Below are 24282 nucleotides of genomic sequence, written 5' to 3'. Positions count from 1 at the left end.
GCGAAGGACTGCCGCCCCGGGCCCGCTCAGGACGCGTACGCCTGAATCAGCCCGCCGCGCAGGCCCGGCCGTTCAGCTTGAAGGATCCCGGGTCCGGTGCCGGAGCCGCGGCCGAGGTGTTGAAGCCGAAGTCGACCGCAGCACCCGGTGCCAGGGTCCGGTTCCACGACAGCGGCCTGGCGCTGACCGTGCGGCCGTGCTGGTCGAACTGCGCGCTCCAGGTGTGACTCAGTCGCTGCTCGCCGGGCAGCAGCCAGGTCAGCGACCACGGGGAGACCGGCTCCGAGCCGGTGTTCTCCACGCGGACCGTCACCGTCGAGCCGCTGTTCCACGGGTGCGAGGAGTACGTGACCTCGCACGTGCGGGCCGGTGCGGCCTGCCCGCCCTCGCCCGCGTCGTCCAGGTAGGAGGCGATGAAGGCCAGCGGCGCGTTCCAGTTGATGGTGATCTCGTTGGTCGCCCACGAGCCGATGTCGTCGATGTAGCACATGGCGGGGGCGCAGCCGCTCAGCTTCTCCGCGGCCACCGGGTCTCCCGAGGCGATCGCGGTGAGGTTGGGCCCGCCCGCGATCGAACCGGGCGCCGGGTGCGGCAGGGTGGCGTCGTTCTGGTGCGCCCAGAAGCGGTGGTGCTGGTTCCGGGAGTCCCGCTCGCCGTAGCCGGTGACGTACGACTGGTTGAGGGGGTTGCGGCCGAGCAGGTAGTCGGCGCCCCGCAGCACGGCGTCCTGGTAGGCGGTCTCACCGGTCAGGTCGTGGGCCGTGGCCAGGACCACCATGTTGTTGAGCACCTGGCTGTTGGAACCCCAGACGTAGTCCTCGCCGCTCGGCGCGTACGGCAGCCCGTACGCCTGCTCACGGGACTGCGCGGCGTAGCGGTCGGCGCCCGTGGTCACCACGGCGCGCACCCCGGTCAGCTGCTCGGCGGTCAGGGCGTTGGGCACGGTGGCCAGGGTGAGCGCCCCGAGTCCGGCGGTCGAGCCCCAGGAGATGCCGCCGCCCGCCGGGAACACGGCGTCCGCGTCACCGTGCAGGCCGGAGGAGAGCACCGCCTGGCGGTAGGTGTCCTTGCCCGTCGTGGTGAACAGCTCCGCGGCGGCCCAGTAGAACTCGTCCGAGACGTCGTTGTCGCTGTACGCGCCGCCTCCGGTGCCGTCGTTCGGGTCGGCGAGCACGTCCGGGTGCTGCTTCGCCGCGCTCCACGCGGTCTCGGCGGCCCGCAGGCAGCGGTCCGAGAAGGCCTTGTCGAAGGGGGCGTAGAGCCGTGCGCACTGGGCGGCCGAAGCCGCGAGGTTCAGCGTGGCCGCCGTCGACGGCGGGTGCAGTTCGCGCTGCTGGGGATCGAGATGGGGCTTCATCGGCAGCCCGGTCCACTGGGCGTCGTGCATCTTGTGATGGGCCATCCCCGCCAGCGGCTCACCGGCCGGGACCTGCATCTTGATCAGGAAGTCCATCTCCCAGCGCGCCTCGTCCAGGATGTCGGGCACCCCGTTGTCGCGCTCGGGCACCCGCAGCTCACCGTCGCCGAGCTGTGCCGACTCCGCGTCCGGGGCGGTCAGGGTGCGCTCGTAGGTGGACATCAGCTGGGCCACCGAGATGCCGCCGTTGACGACGTACTTGCCGTGGTCGCCCGCGTCGTACCAGCCGCCCGACACGTCCAGCCGGTAGTCGCACACGCCCGGCTGGCAGGGGACGTCCGTATCGCCCTTGTTGGGCGCGACACCGATGTGACCGGCCGGGCGCGCGTACTCCTCACCCACCAGGTCCGCCTCGATCGGGGTGCCGCTGCGGTTGTGGTAGAAGTACGCCAGCGCGTCCGAGCGCAGCCCGTCGTACAGGTCACCACGGATCGAGAACGGCTCGCTCACCTCGCCGTCGACCTCCACGGTGTAGCCGTCACCCGCCTCGGTGAGACCGCCGAAGTCGAAGGTGTGGACCCGCTGGAGCGAACTGGGGTCCTCGCCCTGCGGAACGGTCTCACCGGTGGCGGCCGTCGAGCCGTCCCCGGCCTTCACCGTCCATGTCAGCGGCGCCTCGGCATCGGTGACCACGGTCCCGCTCTTGGGCCCACGGGGCAGGTAGCCGACCTGGTTGACCCGCACGGGAGACCCGGTGTCCGGTACGTACACGGGCGGTTCGGCGCCGCCCCGCAGCGACACGTCGTCCAGGCAGAAGGTCGTCGCCCGCTCACCGCCGCCGATCTGCAGCTGCAGCGACGCGGCCGGCTGGTCCACCGAGGCCGTGAACGTACGGGTCACCTGGGTGGCCTCCGTACCCACCGGGTCCGCGGTGGCGAGCACCGTCGTGTACGGCTCGGCCGGCTCCTGCACCCTGGTCTGGACGGTCAGGGGCAGGGTCGAACTGGCCGTGTAGGACAGCTCGTAGCTCTCGCCCGCCGCGATCGCGACGTCGTTCTGGCCCACGATGACGTCCCAGGCGTTGGCCGTACCGGCGGGCACCTCGGCGCACAGCCGGCCGTCCGACACGGCCGCCGGCGCGTTCGCCGTCCACCACCACGGGGCGGTGCCGGCGGCGAAGTCACCGTTGGTGATCTGCTCGGGGCCGGGTTCGGCGTCCTCGGCCAGGGCGGTGCCGGGTGCGGCCAGCGCCGCCGCGAACAGTAAGACGGCGGCTGACATCCCGAACGCGCGCCGCCCGTGCCGGGGGCGGACGCGCGCGGGCCGTGCGGAGGGTGGTGAGGCATTCACCGGGAAGGCCTTTCGTCGACAGAAGCGGTGGGGAGCGGGCGCTCCGGAACACGGGAGCCGGATGGGAGCGCTCCCATCCGCATTGTGGAGGTGGATCGCGCGATCCACCAGGGTCATGACAGAGAATCAGGGGGTTGTCGGACGGAACGCCGCCCGGCACCGGCACGCTCCTGCGGACATCGGCCCGGGAGCGCTCTCAGCCCTACGGACCCCGGCATTACGCTGTGGGCGACCAGGCGGTGCCTGTCTCCGCCCGCGCCGCCGCCCCGTGACGAGGAGCGCCCGCCTTGCCTGAGCAGCACCCCGGGTCCCGGCCCACCCTGGAAGCTGTCGCGGCGCTGGCGGGCGTGTCCCGCGCCACGGCGTCCCGGGTGGTCAACGGGGGTGACGGGGTCCGCAAGCCGCTGGTGGACAAGGTCCTCAAGGCGGTCGAGGAGCTCCGGTACGTCCCCAATCACGCCGCCCGGACGCTGGTGACCCGGCGGACCGGGGCGGTGGCCGTGGTCATCGCCGAGCCGGAGATCCGGATCTTCTCCGACCCGTTCTTCTCCCGGCAGCTCCGGGGCATCAGCAAGGAGCTGGCCGCCCACGACACCCAGTTGGTGCTGCTGATCGTGGAGGGGCCCGGGGACTTCGACCGGATCGCGCGCTACCTGTCCGGCGGCCATGTCGACGGGGCCCTCGCCTTCTCCCTGCACACCGACGACCCGCTTCCCGCGATCACCCGGCGGGCCGGGGTACCGACGGTCTACGGAGGCCGGCCGAGCTGGACGGCGGGCCCCGGCGACCGGGCCGTGCACTACGTGGACGCCGACAACCGGGGCGGGGCGCGGGCGGCCGTGCGGTATCTGCGGGACCTCGGGCGGGAACGGATCGCGTACATCGGGGGGCCGCCCGACCAGACCTCGGCCGTGGACCGGCTCGACGGCTACCGGGACATCCTGCTGGAGACGGATCCGACGCTCGTCGCCGAGGGCGCGTTCACCGTGGAGAGCGGGGCGCGGGCGATGGAGGAACTGCTGGAGCGGCGGCCCGACCTGGACGCGGTGTTCGCGGCCAGCGACCTGATGGCCTCGGGCGCCCTGCGAGTGCTGCGCGAGCGCGGGATCGCGGTGCCCGGGCAGGTCGCCATGGTCGGGTTCGACGACATGGACTCGGTGGCCGAGACCGCCGATCCGCCCCTGACCACCGTCCGGCAGGACATCGAGGGCCAGGGGCAGCTGATGGCCCGGCTGCTGCTGCGCGGTCTGGACAGGGCCCGCACGGGGGCCGACAGCCCCGGCTCCGTGATCACCCCGACCACGCTCGTGCGGCGGGCCTCGGCCTGAGAGACCGGGACCCGCCGCCCACCCGGGCCTCCCGTCCGGATCACACCGAGCTCGATCCGGACGGAAGACCCCTGGCTCCTAGCTGAACGGGATCTTCACGACCGCCGCGTCGGTGCCGGTCTGCACCTGGGACGTGCCGTTGCCCAGCGCGTTCCAGATCTCCAGGCGGACCGTGCCGCCCTTGAGGTTGCCCAGGCTTCCGGTCACCGACCCGGTACCCACGGCCTGGGTGTACTCCTCCCAGCCCGCGACCGGGTCGGTCGCGAAGTAGCGGAAGGTCTCGGCCCGGTCGAAGGTTCCGTCGCCGGTGAGGTCGTAACTGACCCTGACCTGCGGGGCGAGACCCACCTTCGTACCCGCGTCGACCCGCAGGCGGAAGGCGGTGGACGCACCCGCCGCGAGTGTTCCGTCGACCTTCTTGATCTCGTAGACGGTCGCCCTGTACGGCGTGCCGTCCCGGTTGACGCCGTCGGCCGAGGCCAGCGTGTCGGCTCCCGCCGCACCGTCCGTGGCGGTCGTGAGGGTGCCGCCGGACTTCAGCCGGAAGGTGTTGCCGGTGGACGGGCCGGGCTCCTCGGGGTCGGGTTCCCCGCCGCCGGTACCCGTGCCGGTGGCCGCGGAACGGGCCGGTACCGAGAGCTTCGCGCCGTCCGAGAAGGTGACGGTGCGGGCGGTGGAACCGTGGTTGTGGGCGCTGTACGTGCGGACGCCGTTCTTGGTGAAGACCGCCGACGTCGGGATGTCCCCGCTGACGGTCAGGTCGGGCGCGCCCACGCCGTCGAGCGTGGTGATCCAGTGGTACGTGTGCGCCTTGGACTCACCCTGCTCCGGGGTGTAGCCCGCGTTGCCCGCGTCCCACTTGGCCTTGGCCGCCGCCGGATCGGCCAGCGACTCGAACTCCCACAGGAGGTCCCGCCACTCGACGGCCGGACCGCCGTTCTCCCGCTCCATCTCGGCGATGTTCCGCTTGATGGCGGCCTTCTCGCGCGCCAGGTGCAGCGAACCACCGGTGACGGGGAGGACGTTGATGCCGTGGATCTCCTCCGGGTTCGCGGTCCACCAGGTGGAGTACGCACCGCCGCTGCCCCACACCATGCCGACCGTGTCGTGCCCGAAGGAGCCCGGGAAGACCTGCTGGTCGGCGTCGAACCAGTACTGCGTGATCGCCTCCGACTCGGTGGTCAGCAGGTAGCTGCCGAGGTCGCGCAGCCCGGTGTCACCCGTCGCCGCGCCCCACAGGACGAGCCCCGCACTGAGGTTGATCGACTCCGACGAGGACTCCTGGTTGTTGCCCGCCGCGAAGCCCTGGTGGCCGGAGGCCCAGCTGTGGCCCGCGTACACGTCGAAGCCCCGCAGGAACGGGTACGCGGCATCCGTGCGGCTGGGGTTGGCGGCGTCCCGCACCAGGGTCTTGACCATGGTGCCCCAGGCGGAGTCCGCGGCCCACGCCTGGTCGTACTGCGCGACGATCGCCGCCGCGTAGACGTAGTAGCTGTAGTGGAAGTGGTGGTCGTTCAGCTCGGTGTCGCTGCCGTACGAGGCCGGGTAGCCGGTGAGCGTCTTCCAGTTCTTGTCGTAGCTGAACTCCGCCGCGCCACCCGCCGTGAACCACTCCTGGAGGCGGCCCTTCATCAGCCCGAGCAGCTTGTCCCGGATGCCGGTCTGCCCTATCTGGTCGGCCACGGGCACCAGCTGGGCGAGGCGGCCGAGCGCCTTGCCGGTCCAGTAGGTGTCACTGGCCCCGGAGAACGGGTCGGAGGCGTTCGCCACCTCGTTCAGATAGCCCGTCAGCCGCGCCTTGTCGACCCCGCCGGACGCGGGCAGGGCGGGCAGCACGCCCTGGTTCTTCTGGCTGGTGGTGAAGGAAGCGGACTCCCGCACCTTCATGGTGCCGCGCGGTGAGACGTACGTGTACGGCGTGAGCGCGTCGGTGGTGTGCAGCCACTGGTGGCGGTACAGCGCCTGGATCGTGCCGCGTTCGGTGCCCTCCTTGGCCTCCGTGGTCAGGCTGTAGGTCGCCTTGACCGTGCCGCCGGCGGACTCCCAGGCCACCTTGGATCCGGTGACGAAGCTGAAGGCGTACTTGCGGTAGGTCGCCAGCGCGTCCGTGGACGGCAGCACGGCGAGCGAGAAGTAGTCCTTGCCGCCGAGACCGGCGGTGATCGTCGAACCGGACACGGCCCAGTCGCTGCCGGTCGGGGCGAAGAGGGCGTAGTGGTGGCCGGCGACCGTGATGCCGAGGACGTTGCCGTTGTCCGCGAAGACGGTGGGGCTGCCGGCGGTGGTGATGCGGGCGTCACCACCGGAGCCCTTGGCGTACACGAAGGGCATGCCGTGCCCGATGGTCGTACGCAGGGTGCGGGTGCCGTCCGACCAGTAGGGGGTGACCGTCCAGTCGGACCAGTCGTCGGCCTTGGTGTCAGGGGAGTTCAGACCGTTGAGGCCTACGGTGAGGTCCGCCTTGTGCGCGTACTCGTACTGGCGGCCCTCCCCGACGACCGCGGGCGTGGTCGGGTAGCCGACCTCCAGTCCGCCGGAGGTCGCCTGGTAGGTCAGCGGGTGCCCGTACATCGGGGTGGAGTACGGGTTGTCTCCGTAGCGCTGGTAGGCGAGGGAGGACCACCAGTCGTTCGTCGGGACCGGCTTGTCCTTGGCCGCCGCCGTGAGCTTGGGCGTGACCGGCGCGCCGGTGTTGGTGGTGGGACCGGAGGTACCGGCGGGGCGGCTGTCGGTATAGCTGCCGGAACCCGCGGGGATGGTGGCGGCTGCCGCCGGGGACGCGGCAGGACCCAGGCCCACAGCGGCCAGGGCGATGGCCAGGACCGTCGCCGCTGCTGGTCTGGAGAAGGAGGCTTGCATGGGCAGCACCTCGTCATGGGGGGCGGAGAGCTCTTGAGAGCGCTCTCAGGTGCCAAGGAACGTAAAACTTTTGAAACCCTGGGTCAATAGAGCTGACACAGACAGCAGTTGGGCGTAACGCATGGTCGCCATGCGTTCGAGTCTTGACGAGAAAGAAGCCCTGGAACGGGCTCCGGGCGCAGGTTGTGAGAGCACGGAACGGGTATGCCCGGACTCCCCTCCCGATGGCCTCCACCCGGACCCGACGGTGTGGGAGCGTCGCGCCGGCCGGAAGCCGGGCGGACGGAAGCCTCTTCGGCCCCCGAGCTCGGACCGCCGAGCGCGGGCCGGACCTGGGACCGGCGGCGCCCTGACGCCGTGCCACCGGAACGACGCCGGCCCCCGGGACGAATCCCGGGGGCCGGCGTCGTACAGGTACTGCGGGTGCAGCAGGAGCTGCGTGGAGCTTCCGATCCGAGGATCAGAAGTCCATGTCACCGCCCGGCATGCCGCCCGGAGCAGCCGCAGAGGCCTTCTCCGGCTTGTCGGCGATGACGGCCTCGGTGGTCAGGAAGAGCGCGGCGATGGACGCGGCGTTCTGCAGAGCGGAGCGCGTGACCTTCGCCGGGTCGAGAATGCCCTCGGCGATCATGTCGACGTACTCACCGGTCGCGGCGTTGAGGCCGTGACCGATCGGCAGGTTGCGCACCTTCTCGACGACGACTCCACCCTCGAGACCACCGTTGACGGCGATCTGCTTGAGCGGGGCCTCCAGCGCGAGCTTCACGGCGTTGGCGCCCGTGGCCTCGTCGCCCGTCAGGTCGAGCTTCTCGAAGACGGCCGAGGCCTGGAGCAGAGCCACGCCACCACCGGCGACGATGCCCTCCTCGACGGCGGCCTTGGCGTTGCGCACCGCGTCCTCGATGCGGTGCTTGCGCTCCTTGAGCTCCACCTCGGTGGCGGCGCCGGCCTTGATGACGGCCACGCCGCCGGCCAGCTTCGCGAGGCGCTCCTGGAGCTTCTCGCGGTCGTAGTCCGAGTCGGAGTTCTCGATCTCGGCACGGATCTGGTTGACGCGGCCCTGGACCTGGTCGCTGTCACCCGCTCCGTCGACGATCGTGGTCTCGTCCTTGGTGATGACGACCTTGCGGGCGCTGCCGAGCAGGTCCAGGCCGGCGTTCTCCAGCTTGAGACCGACCTCCTCGGAGATGACGGTGCCACCGGTGAGGATGGCGATGTCGCCGAGCATGGCCTTGCGGCGGTCACCGAAGCCCGGAGCCTTGACGGCGACGGACTTGAAGGTGCCACGGATCTTGTTGACGACCAGCGTCGACAGAGCCTCGCCCTCGACGTCCTCCGCGATGATCAGCAGGGGCTTGCCCGACTGCATGACCTTCTCGAGCAGCGGAAGGAGGTCCTTCACGTTGCTGATCTTGGAGTTGACGATCAGGATGTACGGGTCGTCGAACGACGTCTCCATACGCTCCATGTCGGTGGCGAAGTACGCCGAGATGTAGCCCTTGTCGAAGCGCATACCCTCGGTGAGCTCGAGCTCCAGACCGAAGGTCTGGGACTCCTCGACGGTGATGACGCCTTCCTTGCCGACCTTGTCCATCGCCTCGGCGATCTTGGCGCCGATCTCGGTGTCGGCAGCGGAGATGGAGGCCGTCGAAGCGATCTGCTCCTTGGTCTCCACGTCCTTCGCCTGCTCCAGCAGAGCGGCGGAGACGGCCTCGACGGCCTTCTCGATGCCACGCTTCAGAGCCATCGGGTTGGCACCCGCGGCGACGTTGCGCAGGCCCTCGCGGACGAGCGCCTGGGCGAGAACGGTGGCGGTGGTCGTACCGTCGCCGGCGACGTCGTCCGTCTTCTTGGCGACCTCCTTGACCAGCTCCGCACCGATCTTCTCGTACGGGTCCTCGAGCTCGATCTCCTTGGCGATGGAAACACCATCGTTGGTGATCGTGGGCGCGCCCCACTTCTTCTCGAGGACGACGTTACGGCCCTTGGGGCCGAGGGTGACCTTGACGGCGTCGGCGAGCTGGTTCATCCCGCGCTCGAGACCGCGCCGTGCCTCCTCGTCGAACGCGATGATCTTGGCCATGTGAAGTGGTCCTCCCGGACAGGGGTGGATTTCTCCGGACCGAGTGGCGCCCGCGACGGACGGCCTGCTTGCTCGGCGGTTCCTTGCCCCGCCAAGCCTGCGGGCCTCACCGGCCCGGTCCAAGTTTCTGTCACTCTCACCTGGAGAGTGCTAACGCCAATGATTAGCACTCGACCCCTGCGAGTGCAAGCGTCCTCTTCGGGATGTGGACAACCTCGGGGCGTCGCCGCAGGCCGCGACAGGGGGACGGAGACGCACGTGAGGCCCGTTCCCCCGATAGGAGGTACGGGCCTCACGTGCGTGAGTAGTGTCGTTGGCCGACCGCGCCGAGCTCAGCCGACGGCGAGCTTGACCATGTCCGCCTGCGGCCCCTTCTGGCCCTGCGAGATCTCGAATTCAACTCGCTGACCCTCTTCGAGGGTGCGGTACCCGTCCATCTGGATCGCGCTGTAGTGGACGAAAACATCCGCACCACCGTCGACCGCGATGAAGCCGTACCCCTTCTCCGCGTTGAACCACTTGACGGTGCCCTGAGCCATGCCTAACTCCCCTATTACTGGCCCTTGCACGAGCCCGCACTTCGCGGGCCCGGGTCAGAACTCACCCTCCGACAGGAGAGGGTGGCGTGCGCCGGAACGCGTCGACCGCGGCCGAATGTATCTGCCCAACTGCCCTCTGCAACAGGTCAATCGGACGAGAATTCTGGGCACAGGTGACCGCACGCAATGGGGGAATTCACAGGATTCCAGGGCAAGTCGGGCCTGACAAAGGCCACTTATGCCGCAAGGCGATCACGTACTTTGGCTGCTTCTTGTCGCGGCCGGGCGCATTCTCATATGCGGGCGGCGCGGGCAGCTGCGGGGACTTCCCCAACTCTACCGTGCTCAACCATGCAGAATGACCCCCTCCGTTTCTCTCGCGGAGGAGGCCATTCTGTTCACGCGGTGCATTCGGGCCGCCGACGGGTCAAGCGGCGCATTCGGCCGGCCGACAGGCCCGTGACCTTGCGGCGGTCAGCCTCCGGCGACGGCCGGGATGATCGAGACACCGGCGCCGTCCGGGGTCGCCGCGTCCAGTCCGCCCTCGAAGCGCACGTCGTCGTCGTTGACGTACACGTTGACGAAGCGGCGCAGCTTGCCCTGGTCGTCCAGGACGCGGGCGCCGATGCCCGGGTGGTTCGCCTCCAGGGACGCGATGACCTCGGAGAGGGTCGCCCCCTCGGCCGGGACCTCGGCCTGACCGCCCGTGTAGGTGCGGAGGATGGTGGGGATACGGACCTTGACGCTCATGTGGGTGCCTTCCTTCGGTCTCGGGTGGTCAGTTGGCGGCGGCGAGGCCGGCGTCGCGGAACGCGTCCAGGCTGGGCCGGATCGTCGCCGACAGGCCGGTCGTGGGGGCGACCGCGTCGAGCGTCTTCAGACCGTCGCCGGTGTTCAGGACGACGGTGGTCAGGGCCGGGTCGAGCAGGCCGGCGTCGATCAGCTTCTTCGTCACGCCGACGGTCACCCCGCCCGCGGTCTCCGCGAAGATGCCCTCGGTACGGGCCAGCAGCTTGATCGCGTCGACGACCTGCTCGTCGTTGACGTCCTCCACGGCACCGCCGGTGCGCCGGGCGATGTCCAGGACGTACGGGCCGTCGGCCGGGTTGCCGATCGCCAGGGACTTGGCGATCGTGTTCGGCTTCTGCGGGCGCACCACGTCGTGTCCGGCCTTGAAGGCGGTCGAGACCGGCGAGCAGCCCTCGGCCTGGGCGCCGAAGATCTTGTACGGCTTGTCCTCGACGAGGCCGAGCTTGATCAGCTCCTGCAGCCCCTTGTCGATCTTCGTGAGCTGCGAGCCGGACGCGATCGGGATGACGAGCTGGTCGGGCAGCTGCCAGCCGAGCTGCTCACAGATCTCGTACGCCAGGGTCTTGGAGCCCTCGCCGTAGTACGGGCGCAGATTGACGTTGACGAAGCCCCAGCCCTCGCCGAGCGGGTCGCCGATGAGCTCCGAGCAGAAGCGGTTGACGTCGTCGTAATTGCCCTCGATGCCGACCAGCTCGCCGCCGTACACCGCGGCCATGACGACCTTGCCCTGCTCCAGGTCGTGCGGGATGAACACGCAGGAACGGAAGCCGGCGCGGGCCGCGGCGGCGCCCACAGCGCCGGCGAGGTTGCCGGTGGAGGAGCAGGAGAGGGTGGTGAATCCGAAGGCGCGGGCGGCCTCGACGGCGATGGCGACGACACGGTCCTTGAAGGAGTGCGTCGGGTTGCCGGAGTCGTCCTTGACGTACAGACCGCCGGTCACGCCCAGCTCACGGGCGAGGTTGTCGGCCTTGACCAGCTTCGTGAAACCGGGGTTGATGTTGGGCTTGTCCGCGACATCGGACGGGACGGGCAGCAGCGGCGCGTAGCGCCAGATGTTGTTCGGTCCCTCGGCGATGCGCTTCTTCAGCTCTTCGGGGGAGCCGCTCGGCAGGTCGTAAGCCACTTCGAGCGGCCCGAAACAGGACGCACAGGCGAAAATGGGACCGAGCTCGAAACGCTCGCCGCATTCGCGGCAGGAAAGCGCTGCGGCGGGACCGAGGTCCACGGCGGAAGAATTGGTGTTCGCTGCAACTGTCTGCACGGCCATGATGGCGGAGGCCCTTTCTCCTCATCTTCCTTGCGACGTATTTCGCCACAAGACGGAATTGGCACCTTCCCCACCGTGACCTCGCGGTCGGCAGGAGGGTTGCCGGGACTTCAACGGGCCGTTCCCTCAGTCCCTCTGGATGAGCGCTATGGCACCGGACCATGGATCCGGGCGTTTATCCGCGGACCGACCCCGACATGCGAGGGTCATCCGCGTTGTTCAAGACTGTAACCGAAGCACTGGACGGTTGAGATAGTCGTCCGAACCGCGAGATGGATCACATACAGGGAGTATCGACCGTGCTGGAAGAGGTGGAACGCTGGCTGACCAGGCGTTCCTGGTCAGCTGCCGACCGCCCGCTCGACCGTCTCACGGCCGCGCGGGCGAGGGATCCGCACCGTTCGAGCGTGAGCGTCGTCCTGCCCGCGCTGAACGAGGAGGCTACGGTCGGCGCGATCGTCGCGGAGATCCGGCGCGAGCTGATGGAGGACGTCCGGCTGGTCGACGAGCTGGTGGTGATCGACTCCGGATCGACCGACGACACCGCCGGGGAAGCACGGCGGGCAGGCGCCAGGGTCGTGCACCGGGACGCGATACTCCCCCGGATCCCCGCCCTCCCCGGCAAGGGCGAGGTCCTGTGGCGGTCACTGCTGGTGACCAGCGGCGAGATCGTCTGCTTCGTCGACGCGGACCTCAAGGACTTCTCCGCGGACTTCGTGTCCGGCATCGTCGGCCCGCTGCTGACCGACCCCTCGGTGCAGTTCGTGAAGGCCATGTACGACCGGCCCCTGGGCGGAACAGCAGGCCAGGGCGGCCGGGTGACCGAGCTGGTGGCCCGCCCGCTCCTCAATCTGCACTGGCCGCGACTGGCCGGCTTCGTCCAGCCGCTGGGCGGCGAATACGCGGTGCGGCGCTCCCTGCTCGAACAACTCCCCTTCCCGGTCGGTTACGGAGTGGAGCTGGGCCTGCTCGTCGACGCACTGCACACGGTCGGCCTGGACGCGCTGGCGCAGGTGGACGTGGGAGTGCGCAAGCACCGCCACCAGGACGGCCAGGCCCTCGGCCGGATGGCGGCCGCGATCTACCGCACGGCGCAGCTGCGGCTCTCCCGGGGGCCGCTCGTAAGGCCCGAGATCACCCAGTTCGAACGCGGCCCGGGCGGCTTCGTCCCGCACACCCACGCGGTGGACACCGAGGAACGGCCGCCCATGCGGGACATCGCGGAGTACGCCTCGCACAGAGCGGCGTGACGGCTCCTCACACGGGTCTCCGCACGCACTTCACGTTTGGAGGCTTCCCGAACGGGCTAGGTTCTGGTACATGGTCTCCGAGCACGCAGCCCAGGTCCTCGTCGCGTCCAACCGCGGTCCGGTGTCGTACGCGCTGCGGGAGGACGGCACGCTCGACTCGAAACGGGGCGGCGGCGGGCTCGTCTCCGGTCTCAGCGCCGTCGACGACAAGCTGTGGGTGTGCGCCGCGCTCGGCGACGGCGACCGCGAAGCGGTCCGGCGCGGCGTGTCCGAGCCGGGCGTCCGCATGCTCGACATCGACGCGGGGGTCCACGCCGACGCGTACAACGGCATCGCGAACTCGGTGCTCTGGTTCGTCCACCACATGATCTACCAGACGCCGCTGGAGCCGGTCTTCGACGCGGAGTTCCGCCGGCAGTGGGCCTCCTACGAGTCCTACAACCGGGCCTTCGCGGAGGCACTCGCCCAGGAGGCGGGCGAGGGGGCCGCCGTCCTGGTCCAGGACTACCACCTGTCACTGGTGCCCGGCATGCTGCGCGAGCTGCGCCCCGACCTGCGGATCGGGCACTTCTCGCACACCCCCTGGGCTCCCGTCGACTACTTCCGTCTGCTGCCCGACGACATCGGCGAGCAGCTGCTCAACGGAATCCTGGGCGCCGACCGCGCCGCGTTCCTGACCCGTCGCTGGGCGGACGCCTTCATCGGCTGCTGCACGGAGATCCTCGGCGGCACCGGCGGCACCAGGATCGGGGTGCACGGACTCGGCGCGGACGCCGACTTCCTGCGCAGCCGCTCCCGCGAGTCCGACGTCGACGAGCGCATGGAAGTCCTGCGGGAACAGGTCGGCGCGGACCGGCGCACGATCGTGCGGGTCGACCGCACCGAGCTCTCCAAGAACATCGTCCGCGGGCTGCACGCCTACCGGGCCCTGCTGGAGGAGCGCCCCGAGTGGCGCGAGCGCGTGGTGCACATCGCCTTCGCCTATCCCTCGCGGCAGGACCTCACGGTCTACCGCGACTACACGGCGGAGGTCCAGCGGGTCGCCGACGGCATCAACGCGGAGTACGGCACGGAGAGCTGGACGCCGGTCCTGCTGCACGTCGACGACGACTTCGCCCGCTCCCTGGCCGCGTACCGGCTGGCGGACGTGGCCCTGGTCAACCCGATCCGCGACGGCATGAACCTGGTCGCCAAGGAGGTCCCGGTCGTCTCGGACGACGGCTGCGCGCTCGTGCTGTCCCGCGAGGCGGGGGCGTACGAGGAGCTGGGCGAGGACGCGATCGTGGTCAACCCGTACGACGTTTCGGCGACGGCGACCGCGCTGCACGAGGCGCTCACGATGGACTCCGACGAGCGGGGAGCCCGCTCGAAGCGCCTGGCCATGGCTGCGACGGCGCTGCCGCCGCAGCAGTGGTTCCTGGACCAGCTGGAAGCGCTGAAGGAGACCCCTAGCCCTGGGTGAGCCGCCGGGCCAGGGAGTGGAGCAGGTCCGCCACGGCGGCCGGCCCCGGCAGCAACAGGTCTGCTCGCTCAGCGAGTTCGGGAACCTCGGTACCGCTGCACACGAGCAGCCCGGCGGTGCCCTGGGTGCGCAGCTTCTCCACGGCGGCGTACGCGGCCAGGTCACCCAGGTCGTCGCCGGCGTAGAGCACCGTCTCGGCGCCGGCCTCCTTCACGTACTCCTCCAGCGCCACGCCCTTGTCCATGCCCGGCGGGCGCAGCTCCAGGACCAGGCGGCCCGGTTCGACGATCAGTCCGTGACGGGCCGCGAGACCGGCCAGCGGGGCGCGCAGGGTCTCGAAGGCCGCCTGCGGGTCTGCTGCCCGGCGGGTGTGCACGGCGACCGCGCGGCCCTTCTCCTCGATCCAGGTGCCGCTGTCCGTTCCCGTACCGGTCTCCTCCAGTACGGCGGGGAGCTCGGCCAGGGCGGCTTCGACGCCGGGGTCCGGGGCAGGGGCGTGCACGGTCGCGGTGGCGGCGTCCCAGCGTTCGGCGCCGTAGTGCCCGAGGACGACGAGGTGGTCCAGGCCGGGCGCTCCGGCGAAGCCGCCGTACCGCACGGCGGTGCCGGCGGGGCGCCCGGTGATCACGGCGACGGCGGCGACCTGGGGCGCGAGCGCGGAGAGGGCCGGGACGACGCCGGGGTGTGCGCGGGACTGTTCCGGATCCGGGACGATGTCCGCGAGCGTGCCGTCGAAGTCGAGCGCGACGACCGCCCGGGAGGGGCGGGCGAGGAGTGCGGCGAGGCCTTCGCGGCCGGCCTGGGTGGACGGGGTCGGGAGGGGGTGTGCCGGATTACCCATGGCCCGAGCGTATCGGTGACCGGGGGTTCATGGTGTGGTCCGGATCCGGCTCACCTCCGTCGACGAAGGGCCGGAACTGTGCCGTACCTCCGTCGACAAGGGGCCGGAACCGTGCCTCACCGGCGTCGGCCAAGGGGGTCCAGGGCGGTGCCCCGGAACCGGCCGTCCGGCGGGAGAGGACGACCGGGCACACGACGCGCCCGGTCCGGCGTTCAGCGTCGCCCCCGCCTCGCCTCCCTGACCCGGCGCAGGCGGTTCACGGTGACGGGGTCCTCCTCCAGCGCCCGGCGGTCGTCCAGGAGCGCGTTGAGCAGCTGGTAGTAGCGGACCGGCGAGATGCCGAGCTCCTCACGGATCGCCCGTTCCTTCGCGCCCGGTCCCGGCCAGGAGCGCCGCTCCAGGGCCAGCACCGCGCGTTCCTGGCCTGTGAGCGGGGCAGCGGGGTCGGCGGTCATACCGGCCAACCTACCTATTCCGCGCTCTCGGCCTGCCTGGCCAGGGCCGCGATCTCCACGAGCACGCCCTCCGGGTTGCCGCCGGGCTCGACCGCGGAGCCGATCTTCTCCTTGATCGCCTCGCTGGCCTGTGCCCACGACGTCTTGCCGAACGGGTACAGCTGCGAATTCGGCAGCGCCGACAGGAACTCGTGCAGCTGCTCGTGCTTGCTGTCGGCCTCCATCGCGACGGAGGCGCTGCTGGTCACGGGAAGCAGGTCGTACCGGTCGGCGAAAGCCAGCACGTTCTCGTCCGTGTAGGCGAAGTCGAGGAACTTGCCTATCTCCACCCGGTGGCCGTTCTGCTTGAAGCCCATCATCCAGTCGGCGACGCCCATCGAGCCCTTGGTCGGCCCTTCGATACCGGGCAGCGGGACCATGCCGACCTCGACGCCCTTCTCCTCGGCCTCCTGCATCAGCGTCGGGTGTCCGTTGAGCATGCCGACCTCGCCCTTGGTGAACGCGTCGAAGGCCTTCGCCCGGTCGAGCTTCCCGGGGGCGACGGGGCCGGTGAGGCCCTTGTCCACGAGGTTGTTCTTCAGCCACTGGAAGGTCGCTATGTTGGCCGGGGAGTCGATGGCGTAGTTGCCCCCCTCGTCCGTGTAGCCACCGCCTCCGCTGAGCAGCCACATCAGGGTCTCGGCCTGGGACTCCTCCTGGCCGAGCGGCAGCGCGAAGGGGTAGGTCACACCGCTCTTCTTCAGCGCGGTGGCGTCGCTCCGGATGTCGTCCCAGGTCTGCGGGGCACCGAGGCCCGCCTCGGCGAACAGGCCCTTGTTGTAGAAGAGGAGCCGGGTGCTCGCCACGAACGGAAGGCCGTACAGGCTGTTGCCGGCCTCGCCCGCGTCGGTGAGCGAGGGCAGGAAGTTGGAGATGGTGCGGATGGCCAGCATCTCGTCGGAGGAGTAGAGCTTGCCCGCCGCGGCGTAGTCGGCGTACGCCCCGATCTGCGCGATGTCGGGGGCCTTGCCGGCCTTCACCATTTCGGCGACCTCGCGGTCGACGTCCTTCCAGGAGTAGACACTGACCTCGACGTCGATACCGGGGTTGGCCTTCTCGAACTTCCCGGCCACGTCGTCCCAGTACTTCTGGGAGCTGTTCTCCGCGCCGGTGCCGTAGTCGGCCGCGACCATCCGCAGGGTGACGTCGCCGCCTCCGGTGTCCGAACCGCACCCGGACAACGTCACCGTCATACCGAGTGCGGCCACTACCGCGGTCAGACCCACAAAGCGCCGCTGCACAGCCTTGCCCATCCCTACATCGTTCGACGCGGGCGTCGCCGCATCCGGCGACGGGCCCGCGATCCTGCCTCACGTCCACACGGAGGTCTACACCACCGGTGCATCGGTTCGGCAATCTAGCAGGGCCGTTTTGTATGGGTGCTCAACAAACCTCGATAGTGGACTAGACCTTTTAGGGGTCGTCGGGCGAAACTGTCTTCCGTGAGACACGTCATCGCCCTCGATGTGGGCGGCACAGGAATGAAGGCCGCTCTGGTCGGGGCCGACGGCACCCTGCTCCACGAGGCGCGCCGGGCCACCGGCAGGGACCGCGGTGCCGAGGCCGTCGTCGAGACGATCCTGGCCTTCGCCGCGGATCTGTACGCCCATGGCGAGGAGCACCTCGGCGAAGGTGCCGTCGCCGCGGGGGTCGCCGTACCCGGCATCGTCGACGCGGAACGCGGCATCGCCGTCTACGCCGCGAACCTGGGCTGGAGCGACGTACCCCTGCGGAAGCTGATCGGCGAACGGCTCGGCGGCATACCCGTCGCGCTCGGCCACGACGTCCGGACCGGCGGCCTCGCCGAAGGACGGATCGGCGCGGGCAAGGGCGCGGACCGCTTCCTGTTCGTGCCGCTGGGCACCGGGATCGCCGGTGCCATCGGCATCGAGGGCAGCATCGAGGCGGGTGCCCACGGCTACGCGGGCGAGATCGGCCACGTCGTGGTCCGGCCGGACGGCCCGGACTGCGGCTGCGGACAACGCGGCTGCCTGGAGACCCTCGCCTCGGCCGCCGCGGTCTCCCGGGCCTGGGCCGCGGCCTCGGGAGACCCCGAGGCGGACGCCGCGGACTGCGCGAAGGCCGTGGCCTCGGGCGACCCGGCGGCCCTGCGCGTCTGGCAGGACGCCGTCGACGCCCTCGCCGCCGGACTGGTCACCGCGCTCACTCTGCTGGACCCCCGCACACTCATCATCGGTGGCGGTCTTGCCGAGGCAGGGGAAACGTTGTTCACACCACTGCGTGCGGCCGTCGAGGAACGGGTCACGTTCCAGAAGCTGCCTCACATCGTCCCGGCGGCCCTCGGGGACACCGCCGGATGCCTGGGCGCAGGGCTGCTCGCCTGGGATCTACTCTCCACGGAGGTATCCGCCTGATGGCCGGACGCGCAGACAGCATGGTTCTCGCAGGGGCCAGGGTGGTACTCCCCACCGGCACCGTCGAGAACGGCCGGGTGATCGTCGAGGGCACCCGGATCGCCGGCAGTACGTCGGACGACACCCGCACCGTCGACCTCTCGGGCCACTGGGTGGTCCCCGGATTCGTGGACATCCACAACCACGGCGGCGGCGGCGCCTCCTTCGCCACCGGCACCGCCGAGGACGTCCTGACCGGGGTCAGGGCACACCGCGAACACGGCACGACGACCGTCGTCGCGTCCACCGTCACCGGCGAGATGGACTTCCTGGCCCGTCAGGCCGGAATGCTCTCCGAGCTGGTCGAGCAGGGCGAACTCGCCGGCGTCCACTTCGAAGGCCCCTTCATCTCACCGTGCCGCAAGGGTGCCCACAGCGAGGAACTGCTCCGCGACCCCGACCCCTCCGAGGTCCGCAAACTGCTCGACGCGGCACGCGGCAGCGCCAAGATGGTCACCCTCGCCACCGAACTCCCGGGCGGCATCGAGTCCGTACGGCTGCTCGCCGAGCACGGGGTGATCGCCGCCGTCGGCCACACGGACGCGACGTACGAGCAGACCGTCGAGGCGATCGAAGCGGGCGCCACCGTCGCCACGCACCTCTTCAACGCGATGCCCCCCATCGGCCACCGCGACCCGGGACCGGTCACGGCCCTCCTGGAGGACGAGCGGATCACCGTCGAGCTGATCAACGACGGCACGCATCTGCACCCAGCCGCCCTGGAGCTCGCCTACCACCACGCCGGCGCCGGCCGGGTGGCGCTGATCACGGACGCCATGGACGCGGCCGGCTCGGGCGACGGCCACTACGAGCTCGGACCGCTCGCCGTCGAGGTCAAGGACGGTGTCGCACGCCTGGTGGAGGGCGGTTCGATCGCGGGCTCCACCCTCACCCTGGACACCGCCTTCCGCAGGGCCGTGACGATCGACAGGATCTCCGTCGACGACGTGGTCCGGTCCATCTCCGCCAACCCCGCCCGGCTCCTCGGACTGTACGACCGGGTCGGTTCGCTCGACCCAGGCAAGGACGCCGACCTCGTGGTCCTGGACGCCGACTTCACCGTCAAGGGCGTCATGCGCCGGGGCGAATGGATCGTGGAACCCCACATCGGGTGACGGTGCGCCACCTCCAAGGCCCTGTCGAACACGTAACGAAGAGACGGCGGTTGTCCCGGAGGCCTGGGACGGCCGCCGCCTCTTTGGCATGATCGCCAGGTCAGCGCCTCAGGGAGACGGCGCGGGAACCGACTACGAGGGAAACCGGGGGCCGGTGCAGGTGATACTGACCGTCACGCTGAACGCGGCACTCGACCTGACGTACGCCGTCCCCGCCCTCGTCCCGCAGACCAGCCACAGCGTCCGTGAAGTGGCCGAACGCCCAGGCGGCAAAGGCGTCAACGTGGCCCGGGTGCTCTCCGCGCTCGGCCACGACACCGTCGTCACCGGCTTCGCCGGAGGCGCCACCGGAGCCGTCCTCCGCGAACTCCTCGGCGCCCTCCCCCTGCGGCCCACCGACGCACTCGTCACCGTCGCGGGGAACACCCGACGCACCGTCGCCGTCGTCGACCGCTCCGGCGGCGACACCACCCAGCTGAACGAGCCGGGCCCGCACATCGGCGCCGGCGAATGGGCGGCCTTCCTCGGGACGTACCAGGAACTGCTCCCCGGGTCCGAGGCCGTCGCCCTCTGCGGCAGCCTGCCTCCCGGCATCCATGTCGGCGCGTACGCCGAGCTCATACGGCTCGCCCGCACGGCCGGGGTGCCCGTCCTCCTGGACACCGCCGGCGAACCCCTCCGTCGCGGCATCGCCGCCCGCCCCGACCTCGTCAAGCCGAACGCCGACGAACTCGCCCAGCTCACCGGCGCCCGCGAGCCCCTGCGCGCCACCCGCGACGCCCGCCGCCGGGGCGCACACAGCGTCGTCGCGTCACTGGGCGCGGACGGGCTCCTCGCCGTCACACCCGAAGGCGTCTGGCGGGCCGCACCGCCCTCCCCCGTACAGGGCAACCCGACCGGCGCGGGTGACTCCGCCGTTGCGGGACTGCTCTCCGCGCTGGCCGAGGGGCTGGACTGGCCGGACCGGCTGGCACGCGCTGTGGCCCTGTCGACGGCCACCGTGCTGGCCCCGGCGGCGGGCGAGTTCGACCGCGCCGCCTACGAGGACCTGCTGGCCCGCGTCACCGTCGAACAGCAGGGCCCGGCCGCCTGAGCGGCGGGCCCCGGCCTCCCGCCCCGGCGAGCGGTGGACGCCACGCCCCTTCCGGATCCGCGCGGAAACCACCGTGCCCCTTCCGGATCCGCGCGGAAACCACCGCGTCCCGGCTCGCTGGGCGATGACCGGGACGACGGTGGCACTGAACTCCTGCGGCGGGCTAGCCCTTGACGTGACCCGACTTCAGCGACAGCTGGTCGAGGTTCGCGTCACACGAGTCGCCCTCGTTGCACGACAGCATCAGCTTGTTCGACCCCTTCTCGAGCTGCACGTACGCGTACGTCGTCGTCCAGCCCTTCTCCAGGTCGCCCTCCGCGGCGTTCGCGAAGTTCTTCATGTTGATGGAGCGGGGGTCCTCGTCGTTGACGGTGAGGGACGTCTTGGCGTCCTTCCCCGGCACGCCGTACGTCACGTACAGCGTGTACGCGCCGCTCTTGGGCACGTCGACCGTCCAGGTCGCCGACCGGCCGACCTCGTTGAGACTGATGTACTGGCCGTTCGCGCTCTTGGCGCCCTTGACCGTGTTGTCCAGCGCGGCCGTTCCCCCGAGCGAAAGCGTCGCCGCGTCCTGCTGGGGAAGATCGACGGGCTCCTCGGACGGCTTCGTGGACTTCTCCGGCTCCGGGGACTCCTCGACCTCGTCGGCCGGACCCGCCGACGAACCGGCCTCGTCCTTCTTGCCATCGCTGTCGTCGCCCGTCATCAGCGCCGCACCGATACCGATGAGCACCACCGCGACCACGGCGACGGCCGCGATCAGCAGCGCCTTCGTGTTGGGGCCGCCACGGCCGGGGCCGCCGTTCCTGCCGCCGCCCGGCACCGACCCGTGCTGCGCGGTGGGAGCGCCACCGGGGTAGGTCTCCGGCGCCGCGTACTGCGGATTCGGCTGACCGTACTGCTGGGGCGGCTGACCGTACTGCGGCTGCTGCTGGCCGTACGCCTGCTGCTGCGGGACCTGTCCGTACTGGCGCTCACCGACCGCCCGAACCTGGTTGTACGACGTTCTGGGCCTGCCGGGCTGCGCGGCCGGACCGGGGTAGCCGTAGCCGCCCTGCCCTGGAGGCTGTGCGCCTGCCGCCTGCCCGTCCGCGTACAGATAGCCGAACGGATCGTCGTCCTCGGGCTTGCTCGCGCCGTTGTTTCCGGCCGTCATCCCTGGGTCACTCCTCACCATGTCGCCAGCCGTCGCCGACCGGCCGAGCCTACCCCGAACGGAGCACGCGTCGAATTGCCCTCGGTCCCCCGGAAAACCGGGCGGTGTACGGGGACAGCCAAGGCGTGAACGTCAGCCGGCTCTGCGGTGAACCTTCGACCGGGACCGCTTTTCCACATACATCCGCTGGTCGGCGGAGTGCAGGACCTCTTCGTCCGTCATGCCGCACTCGGCCCAGCCGATACCGAAACTCGCCCCGACCCTGACTGCCCGGCCGTCCACCCTGATGGGCGGAATGATGGCGTTACGCAATCGTACGGCCAGATCCGCGGCATCTGCGGCCCCGAGACCGTCCGCGAGGACGACGAATTCGTCACCCCCGAGCCGCGCGACCGTGTCACCGTCCCGTACGCAGGTCGTGAGCCTTCGGGCGACCTCGATGAGAACCGCGTCACCCGCGTGATGCCCGAAGCGGTCGTTGATGGACTTGAAGCCGTCGAGGTCGCAGAAGAGCACCGCGAGCCCCTTGGTCCCGTCGTCGTGCGCCGGATCGGGCGCCACGATGTGCACATGGTGGTCGTAGGGGCCGACACCCGGCGCCACCTCTCCCTCGTACCCGTCCATCCGGTAAGCGTGCGCCGGGCTCTCGACATCGCCGTACGCCGCGTCCAGTGCCTCGATCGCCGTGGAGGTGACCGAGTGGGGCCTCTCACACAGTCGCGCGCTGAGCCGGGAGCGGAGCTCGGCACTGTTGGGCAGGCCGGTCAGCGCGTCGTGCGAGGCGCGGTGCGCGAGGTTCAGCTCGTTGCGCTTGCGCTCCTCGATGTCCTCGACGTGGGTGAGCAGGAAACGCGGGCCGTCGGTGGTGTCGGCGACCACGGAGTTGCGCAGCGAGACCCAGAGGTACGTGCTGTCCCTGCGCCCCAGCCGCAGCTCCGCCCGCCCGCCCTCGGCGGACGTGCGGAGCAGGGTGCCGATGTCCTCGGGGTGGACGAGGTCGGCGAAGGAGTAGCGGCGCAGGACCGACGCGGGGCGGCCCAGGAGCCGGCAGAGCGCGTCGTTGGTGCGCAGCAGCCTGCCGTGCTGGTCCCCGCCCATCTCGGCGATGGCCATGCCGCTCGGGGCGTACTCGAACGCCTGCCGGAAGGATTCCTCACTGGCCCGCAGCGCCTGTTGTTCGCGCTCCAGCCTGACCAGGGCGCGCTGCATGTTTGCTCGCAGGCGAGCGTTACTGATCGCAATGGCGGCCTGGGAGGCGTACATCTGGAGGGCCTCACGGCCCCAGGCGCCGGGCCGGCGGCCGTTGCGCGGCCTGTCGACGGATATGACACCCAGGAGGTCCAGACCTCCGCCGGAGGCGTGCATGGGGGCGTAGAGGCGGTCCAGAGGGTGCCACTCGTCCTCGAAGCGGGGCTCAGGACCCTCGGTGTGCCACTGGGGTACGTCGTCGTCGAGGAGGACCCAGCCCTCCGTGTGGGGTATGAACCGGAGCTCGTCCCACGCCTCGCCCATCGACAGCCTGCGGTCCCAGGACTCGCGGGAGCCCACACGGCCGGTGATCAGGGCTTCGGCGGCACTGTTGCCGGCGAACGCGGCGACCACGAGATCACCGTCGGGGCGGACGAGGTTCACACAGCCCAGCTCGTAACCGAGCCCCGTGACGATGCCGTCGGCCACGGACTGCAGCGTGTCCGCCAGGCTCCGTGCCGTGTTGAGATCAGCGACGGCCTGGTGCAGCTGCCGCATGGTCGCAAGGCGGACGTACGGCTCCGACTCGGCCTCCATTGCTCGCACTCCCTGAGACCTCGACAGCAACTCCAGGTTTCATATCGACGTACTTGTTGCACTGTCACGGCCACTGAATCACAGTGAGCTGTGCACCCGGTACACAGGGTCAACAAATATTGCTCTCTGTGACTCAAGTCACAACAGATGGTAAAGAACGCCCGAGGCACCTCCAGGGACCCCTGTTGTTTACCGAACGCAAATCGGCACAGTGGTTCCCGAGTCCTAGGACCAGGCTGGTCCCCTGGCCCGATGCGACGCCGCGCCCTGCGGCGCTAGCGTGCCCCGTGTGCTGCAGAAGACTCCCCCCACCCCGCGCCCCGAAGCCGTCCCTCATGCTGAAGGAGTGACCGACGACGAATTCCGTGCCGCCCTGTCCCGCCTGGCCGCCGGCGTGGTTCTGATCACCGCGCAGGAGCCGCCGCTCGACGAGCACGGCCGGGGCGAGGAGGTGGGGATGACGGCGACCGCCTTCATGTCGGTCTCTCTGGACCCGCCGCTGGTCATGGTGAGCCTGCGCAACGACTCCCGGATGGACGACCTGCTGGCGGAACAGCCCCTGTGGGCCGTGTCCGTGCTGACCGACGGACAGCGGCAGATCGCCGGACGGTTCGCCATGAAGGGACGGATCAGCGACCGCCTGCTGTTCGAGGACATCCCCTGCATACGGGGCGAGGTCACCGGAGCACCCCTGGTCGGCGGGGCGCTGACCACCCTGGAGTGCCGCACGGAGCAGCGCGTACTCGCCGGCGACCACACCCTGGTGATCGGCCGGGTCCTGACGGCGTCGGTGCCGAGCGCGGACGGCGAGCCCCTGACGTACTTCAAGGGCCGCTACCGGCAGCTGGGCTGACCCGCGCTCCCTGCCACGGGGCAACCGGTCCGCTTCCCGCCGCCGGCCGATGAGCCGGGTCCGAACGGTGCGCGCCGCTCGAAGAGTGCGCGCCGCTCGAACGGTGTGGGGTGCTCGAACGGTGGGTCCGCTGGAACTGTGGGCCCTGCCCGATCGGTGGGCCCGTTCGGTCAGTGCGCGGTGCTGGAACGATGGGGCCGCTCGAACGGTGCGGGGCGCTCGAACG

Annotated in this window: 18 protein-coding genes and 1 riboswitch; of the genes, 7 read left to right on the top strand and 11 right to left on the bottom strand. The window is 70.4% G+C overall.

The window, feature by feature from the left end; all coding sequences use genetic code 11:
• Window positions 1–46: 46 nt before the first annotated feature.
• Window positions 47–2638: a glycoside hydrolase family 9 protein gene (locus HED23_RS02145; protein ID WP_203181746.1), complete on the bottom strand. Its 2592-nt coding sequence runs from the start codon at window positions 2636–2638 to the stop codon at window positions 47–49.
• 356 nt (window positions 2639–2994) lie between these two features.
• On the opposite strand from HED23_RS02145, the gene HED23_RS02140 reads away from it, so the two are divergent.
• Complete coding sequence (locus HED23_RS02140) at window positions 2995–4035, top strand: LacI family DNA-binding transcriptional regulator (protein ID WP_203181745.1); 1041 nt, start codon at window positions 2995–2997, stop codon at window positions 4033–4035.
• Window positions 4036–4113: 78 nt separating this feature from the next.
• Here HED23_RS02140 and HED23_RS02135 read toward each other — a convergent pair whose 3' ends face one another.
• From HED23_RS02135 to thrC, 5 genes are all read right to left on the bottom strand, one after another.
• On the bottom strand, window positions 4114–6894 hold the full coding sequence (locus HED23_RS02135) for a glycosyl hydrolase (protein WP_203181744.1): 2781 nt from the start codon (window positions 6892–6894) through the stop codon (window positions 4114–4116).
• 460 nt (window positions 6895–7354) lie between these two features.
• Window positions 7355–8977 carry a chaperonin GroEL gene (groL, locus tag HED23_RS02130; protein ID WP_014154853.1) on the bottom strand — a complete coding sequence of 541 codons (1623 nt, stop codon included), beginning with the start codon at window positions 8975–8977 and terminating at the stop codon, window positions 7355–7357.
• Between the two features lie 332 nt (window positions 8978–9309).
• A complete protein-coding gene (locus tag HED23_RS02125) occupies window positions 9310–9516 on the bottom strand; it encodes a cold-shock protein (protein WP_003967346.1) in 207 nt (68 codons plus the stop codon).
• Window positions 9517–9990: 474 nt separating this feature from the next.
• A complete protein-coding gene (locus HED23_RS02120) occupies window positions 9991–10266 on the bottom strand; it encodes a MoaD/ThiS family protein (protein WP_203181743.1) in 276 nt (91 codons plus the stop codon).
• Window positions 10267–10294: 28 nt separating this feature from the next.
• Window positions 10295–11593, bottom strand: coding sequence for a threonine synthase (gene thrC / locus HED23_RS02115; RefSeq protein WP_203181742.1), 1299 nt, complete (start codon window positions 11591–11593; stop codon window positions 10295–10297).
• 18 nt (window positions 11594–11611) lie between these two features.
• Window positions 11612–11739: riboswitch (SAM riboswitch) on the bottom strand.
• A gap of 153 nt (window positions 11740–11892) precedes the next feature.
• Between thrC and HED23_RS02110 the strand changes: the two genes are divergently transcribed.
• Window positions 11893–12843 (top strand): glucosyl-3-phosphoglycerate synthase, encoded by a 951-nt coding sequence (locus HED23_RS02110; RefSeq protein ID WP_203187320.1) that lies wholly within the window; start codon window positions 11893–11895, stop codon window positions 12841–12843.
• Window positions 12844–12913: 70 nt separating this feature from the next.
• Window positions 12914–14305, top strand: coding sequence for an alpha,alpha-trehalose-phosphate synthase (UDP-forming) (locus HED23_RS02105; RefSeq protein ID WP_203181741.1), 1392 nt, complete (start codon window positions 12914–12916; stop codon window positions 14303–14305).
• Here the strand turns inward: HED23_RS02105 and otsB are convergent.
• From otsB to HED23_RS02090, 3 genes are all read right to left on the bottom strand, one after another.
• Complete coding sequence (gene otsB / locus HED23_RS02100) at window positions 14292–15146, bottom strand: trehalose-phosphatase (protein WP_203181740.1); 855 nt, start codon at window positions 15144–15146, stop codon at window positions 14292–14294. The genes HED23_RS02105 and otsB overlap by 14 nt on opposite strands.
• Window positions 15147–15358: 212 nt before the next feature.
• The gene (locus HED23_RS02095) at window positions 15359–15601 is read right to left on the bottom strand and encodes a DUF3263 domain-containing protein (RefSeq protein ID WP_203181739.1); all 243 of its coding nucleotides are present in this window, start codon (window positions 15599–15601) and stop codon (window positions 15359–15361) included.
• Window positions 15602–15615: 14 nt separating this feature from the next.
• Window positions 15616–16893 carry an ABC transporter substrate-binding protein gene (locus tag HED23_RS02090; protein ID WP_203181738.1) on the bottom strand — a complete coding sequence of 426 codons (1278 nt, stop codon included), beginning with the start codon at window positions 16891–16893 and terminating at the stop codon, window positions 15616–15618.
• 228 nt (window positions 16894–17121) lie between these two features.
• Between HED23_RS02090 and HED23_RS02085 the strand changes: the two genes are divergently transcribed.
• The 3 genes from HED23_RS02085 to HED23_RS02075 all read left to right on the top strand — a co-directional run bounded on the left by HED23_RS02085 (window position 17122) and on the right by HED23_RS02075 (window position 20262).
• On the top strand, window positions 17122–18015 hold the full coding sequence (locus HED23_RS02085) for an ROK family protein (protein WP_238442236.1): 894 nt from the start codon (window positions 17122–17124) through the stop codon (window positions 18013–18015).
• A complete protein-coding gene (gene nagA, locus HED23_RS02080; protein ID WP_203181736.1) occupies window positions 18015–19169 on the top strand; it encodes an N-acetylglucosamine-6-phosphate deacetylase in 1155 nt (384 codons plus the stop codon). Before HED23_RS02085 ends, nagA begins: the two co-directional genes overlap by 1 nt.
• Before the next feature lie 160 nt (window positions 19170–19329).
• Complete coding sequence (locus HED23_RS02075) at window positions 19330–20262, top strand: 1-phosphofructokinase family hexose kinase (RefSeq protein ID WP_203187319.1); 933 nt, start codon at window positions 19330–19332, stop codon at window positions 20260–20262.
• Between the two features lie 163 nt (window positions 20263–20425).
• Here the strand turns inward: HED23_RS02075 and HED23_RS02070 are convergent, their stop codons facing one another.
• Both HED23_RS02070 and cdgB read right to left on the bottom strand, forming a co-directional pair.
• Complete coding sequence (locus tag HED23_RS02070) at window positions 20426–21418, bottom strand: carbohydrate-binding protein (protein ID WP_203181735.1); 993 nt, start codon at window positions 21416–21418, stop codon at window positions 20426–20428.
• 132 nt (window positions 21419–21550) lie between these two features.
• Window positions 21551–23203 carry a diguanylate cyclase CdgB gene (gene cdgB / locus HED23_RS02065; protein ID WP_203181734.1) on the bottom strand — a complete coding sequence of 551 codons (1653 nt, stop codon included), beginning with the start codon at window positions 23201–23203 and terminating at the stop codon, window positions 21551–21553.
• Window positions 23204–23549: 346 nt separating this feature from the next.
• On the opposite strand from cdgB, the gene HED23_RS02060 reads away from it, so the two are divergent.
• Window positions 23550–24056 (top strand): flavin reductase family protein, encoded by a 507-nt coding sequence (locus HED23_RS02060; protein ID WP_203181733.1) that lies wholly within the window; start codon window positions 23550–23552, stop codon window positions 24054–24056.
• The last annotated feature ends 226 nt before the right edge of the window (window positions 24057–24282 follow it).

This window comes from Streptomyces pratensis, assembly GCF_016804005.1.
Classification (GTDB): domain Bacteria; phylum Actinomycetota; class Actinomycetes; order Streptomycetales; family Streptomycetaceae; genus Streptomyces; species Streptomyces pratensis_A.
The sequence above is the reverse complement of the archived record's forward strand: the minus strand, read 5'-3'. Positions and strand labels throughout refer to the sequence as shown.

Excerpts from the sequence above, each read along its gene's own strand:
- cdgB (WP_203181734.1), bottom strand. The coding sequence starts at position 23,203 with ATGGAGGCCGAGTCGGAGCCGTACGTCCGCCTTGCGACCATGCGGCAG.
- HED23_RS02070 (WP_203181735.1), bottom strand. The coding sequence starts at position 21,418 with ATGACGGCCGGAAACAACGGCGCGAGCAAGCCCGAGGACGACGATCCG.
- HED23_RS02125 (WP_003967346.1), bottom strand. The coding sequence starts at position 9,516 with ATGGCTCAGGGCACCGTCAAGTGGTTCAACGCGGAGAAGGGGTACGGC.
- HED23_RS02090 (WP_203181738.1), bottom strand. The coding sequence starts at position 16,893 with ATGGGCAAGGCTGTGCAGCGGCGCTTTGTGGGTCTGACCGCGGTAGTG.
- HED23_RS02085 (WP_238442236.1), top strand. The coding sequence starts at position 17,122 with ATGAAGGCCGCTCTGGTCGGGGCCGACGGCACCCTGCTCCACGAGGCG.
- HED23_RS02145 (WP_203181746.1), bottom strand. The coding sequence starts at position 2,638 with ATGTCAGCCGCCGTCTTACTGTTCGCGGCGGCGCTGGCCGCACCCGGC.
- nagA (WP_203181736.1), top strand. The coding sequence starts at position 18,015 with ATGGCCGGACGCGCAGACAGCATGGTTCTCGCAGGGGCCAGGGTGGTA.
- thrC (WP_203181742.1), bottom strand. The coding sequence starts at position 11,593 with ATGGCCGTGCAGACAGTTGCAGCGAACACCAATTCTTCCGCCGTGGAC.
- otsB (WP_203181740.1), bottom strand. The coding sequence starts at position 15,146 with ATGGGTAATCCGGCACACCCCCTCCCGACCCCGTCCACCCAGGCCGGC.
- HED23_RS02135 (WP_203181744.1), bottom strand. The coding sequence starts at position 6,894 with ATGCAAGCCTCCTTCTCCAGACCAGCAGCGGCGACGGTCCTGGCCATC.
- HED23_RS02120 (WP_203181743.1), bottom strand. The coding sequence starts at position 10,266 with ATGAGCGTCAAGGTCCGTATCCCCACCATCCTCCGCACCTACACGGGC.
- HED23_RS02095 (WP_203181739.1), bottom strand. The coding sequence starts at position 15,601 with ATGACCGCCGACCCCGCTGCCCCGCTCACAGGCCAGGAACGCGCGGTG.
- HED23_RS02105 (WP_203181741.1), top strand. The coding sequence starts at position 12,914 with ATGGTCTCCGAGCACGCAGCCCAGGTCCTCGTCGCGTCCAACCGCGGT.
- groL (WP_014154853.1), bottom strand. The coding sequence starts at position 8,977 with ATGGCCAAGATCATCGCGTTCGACGAGGAGGCACGGCGCGGTCTCGAG.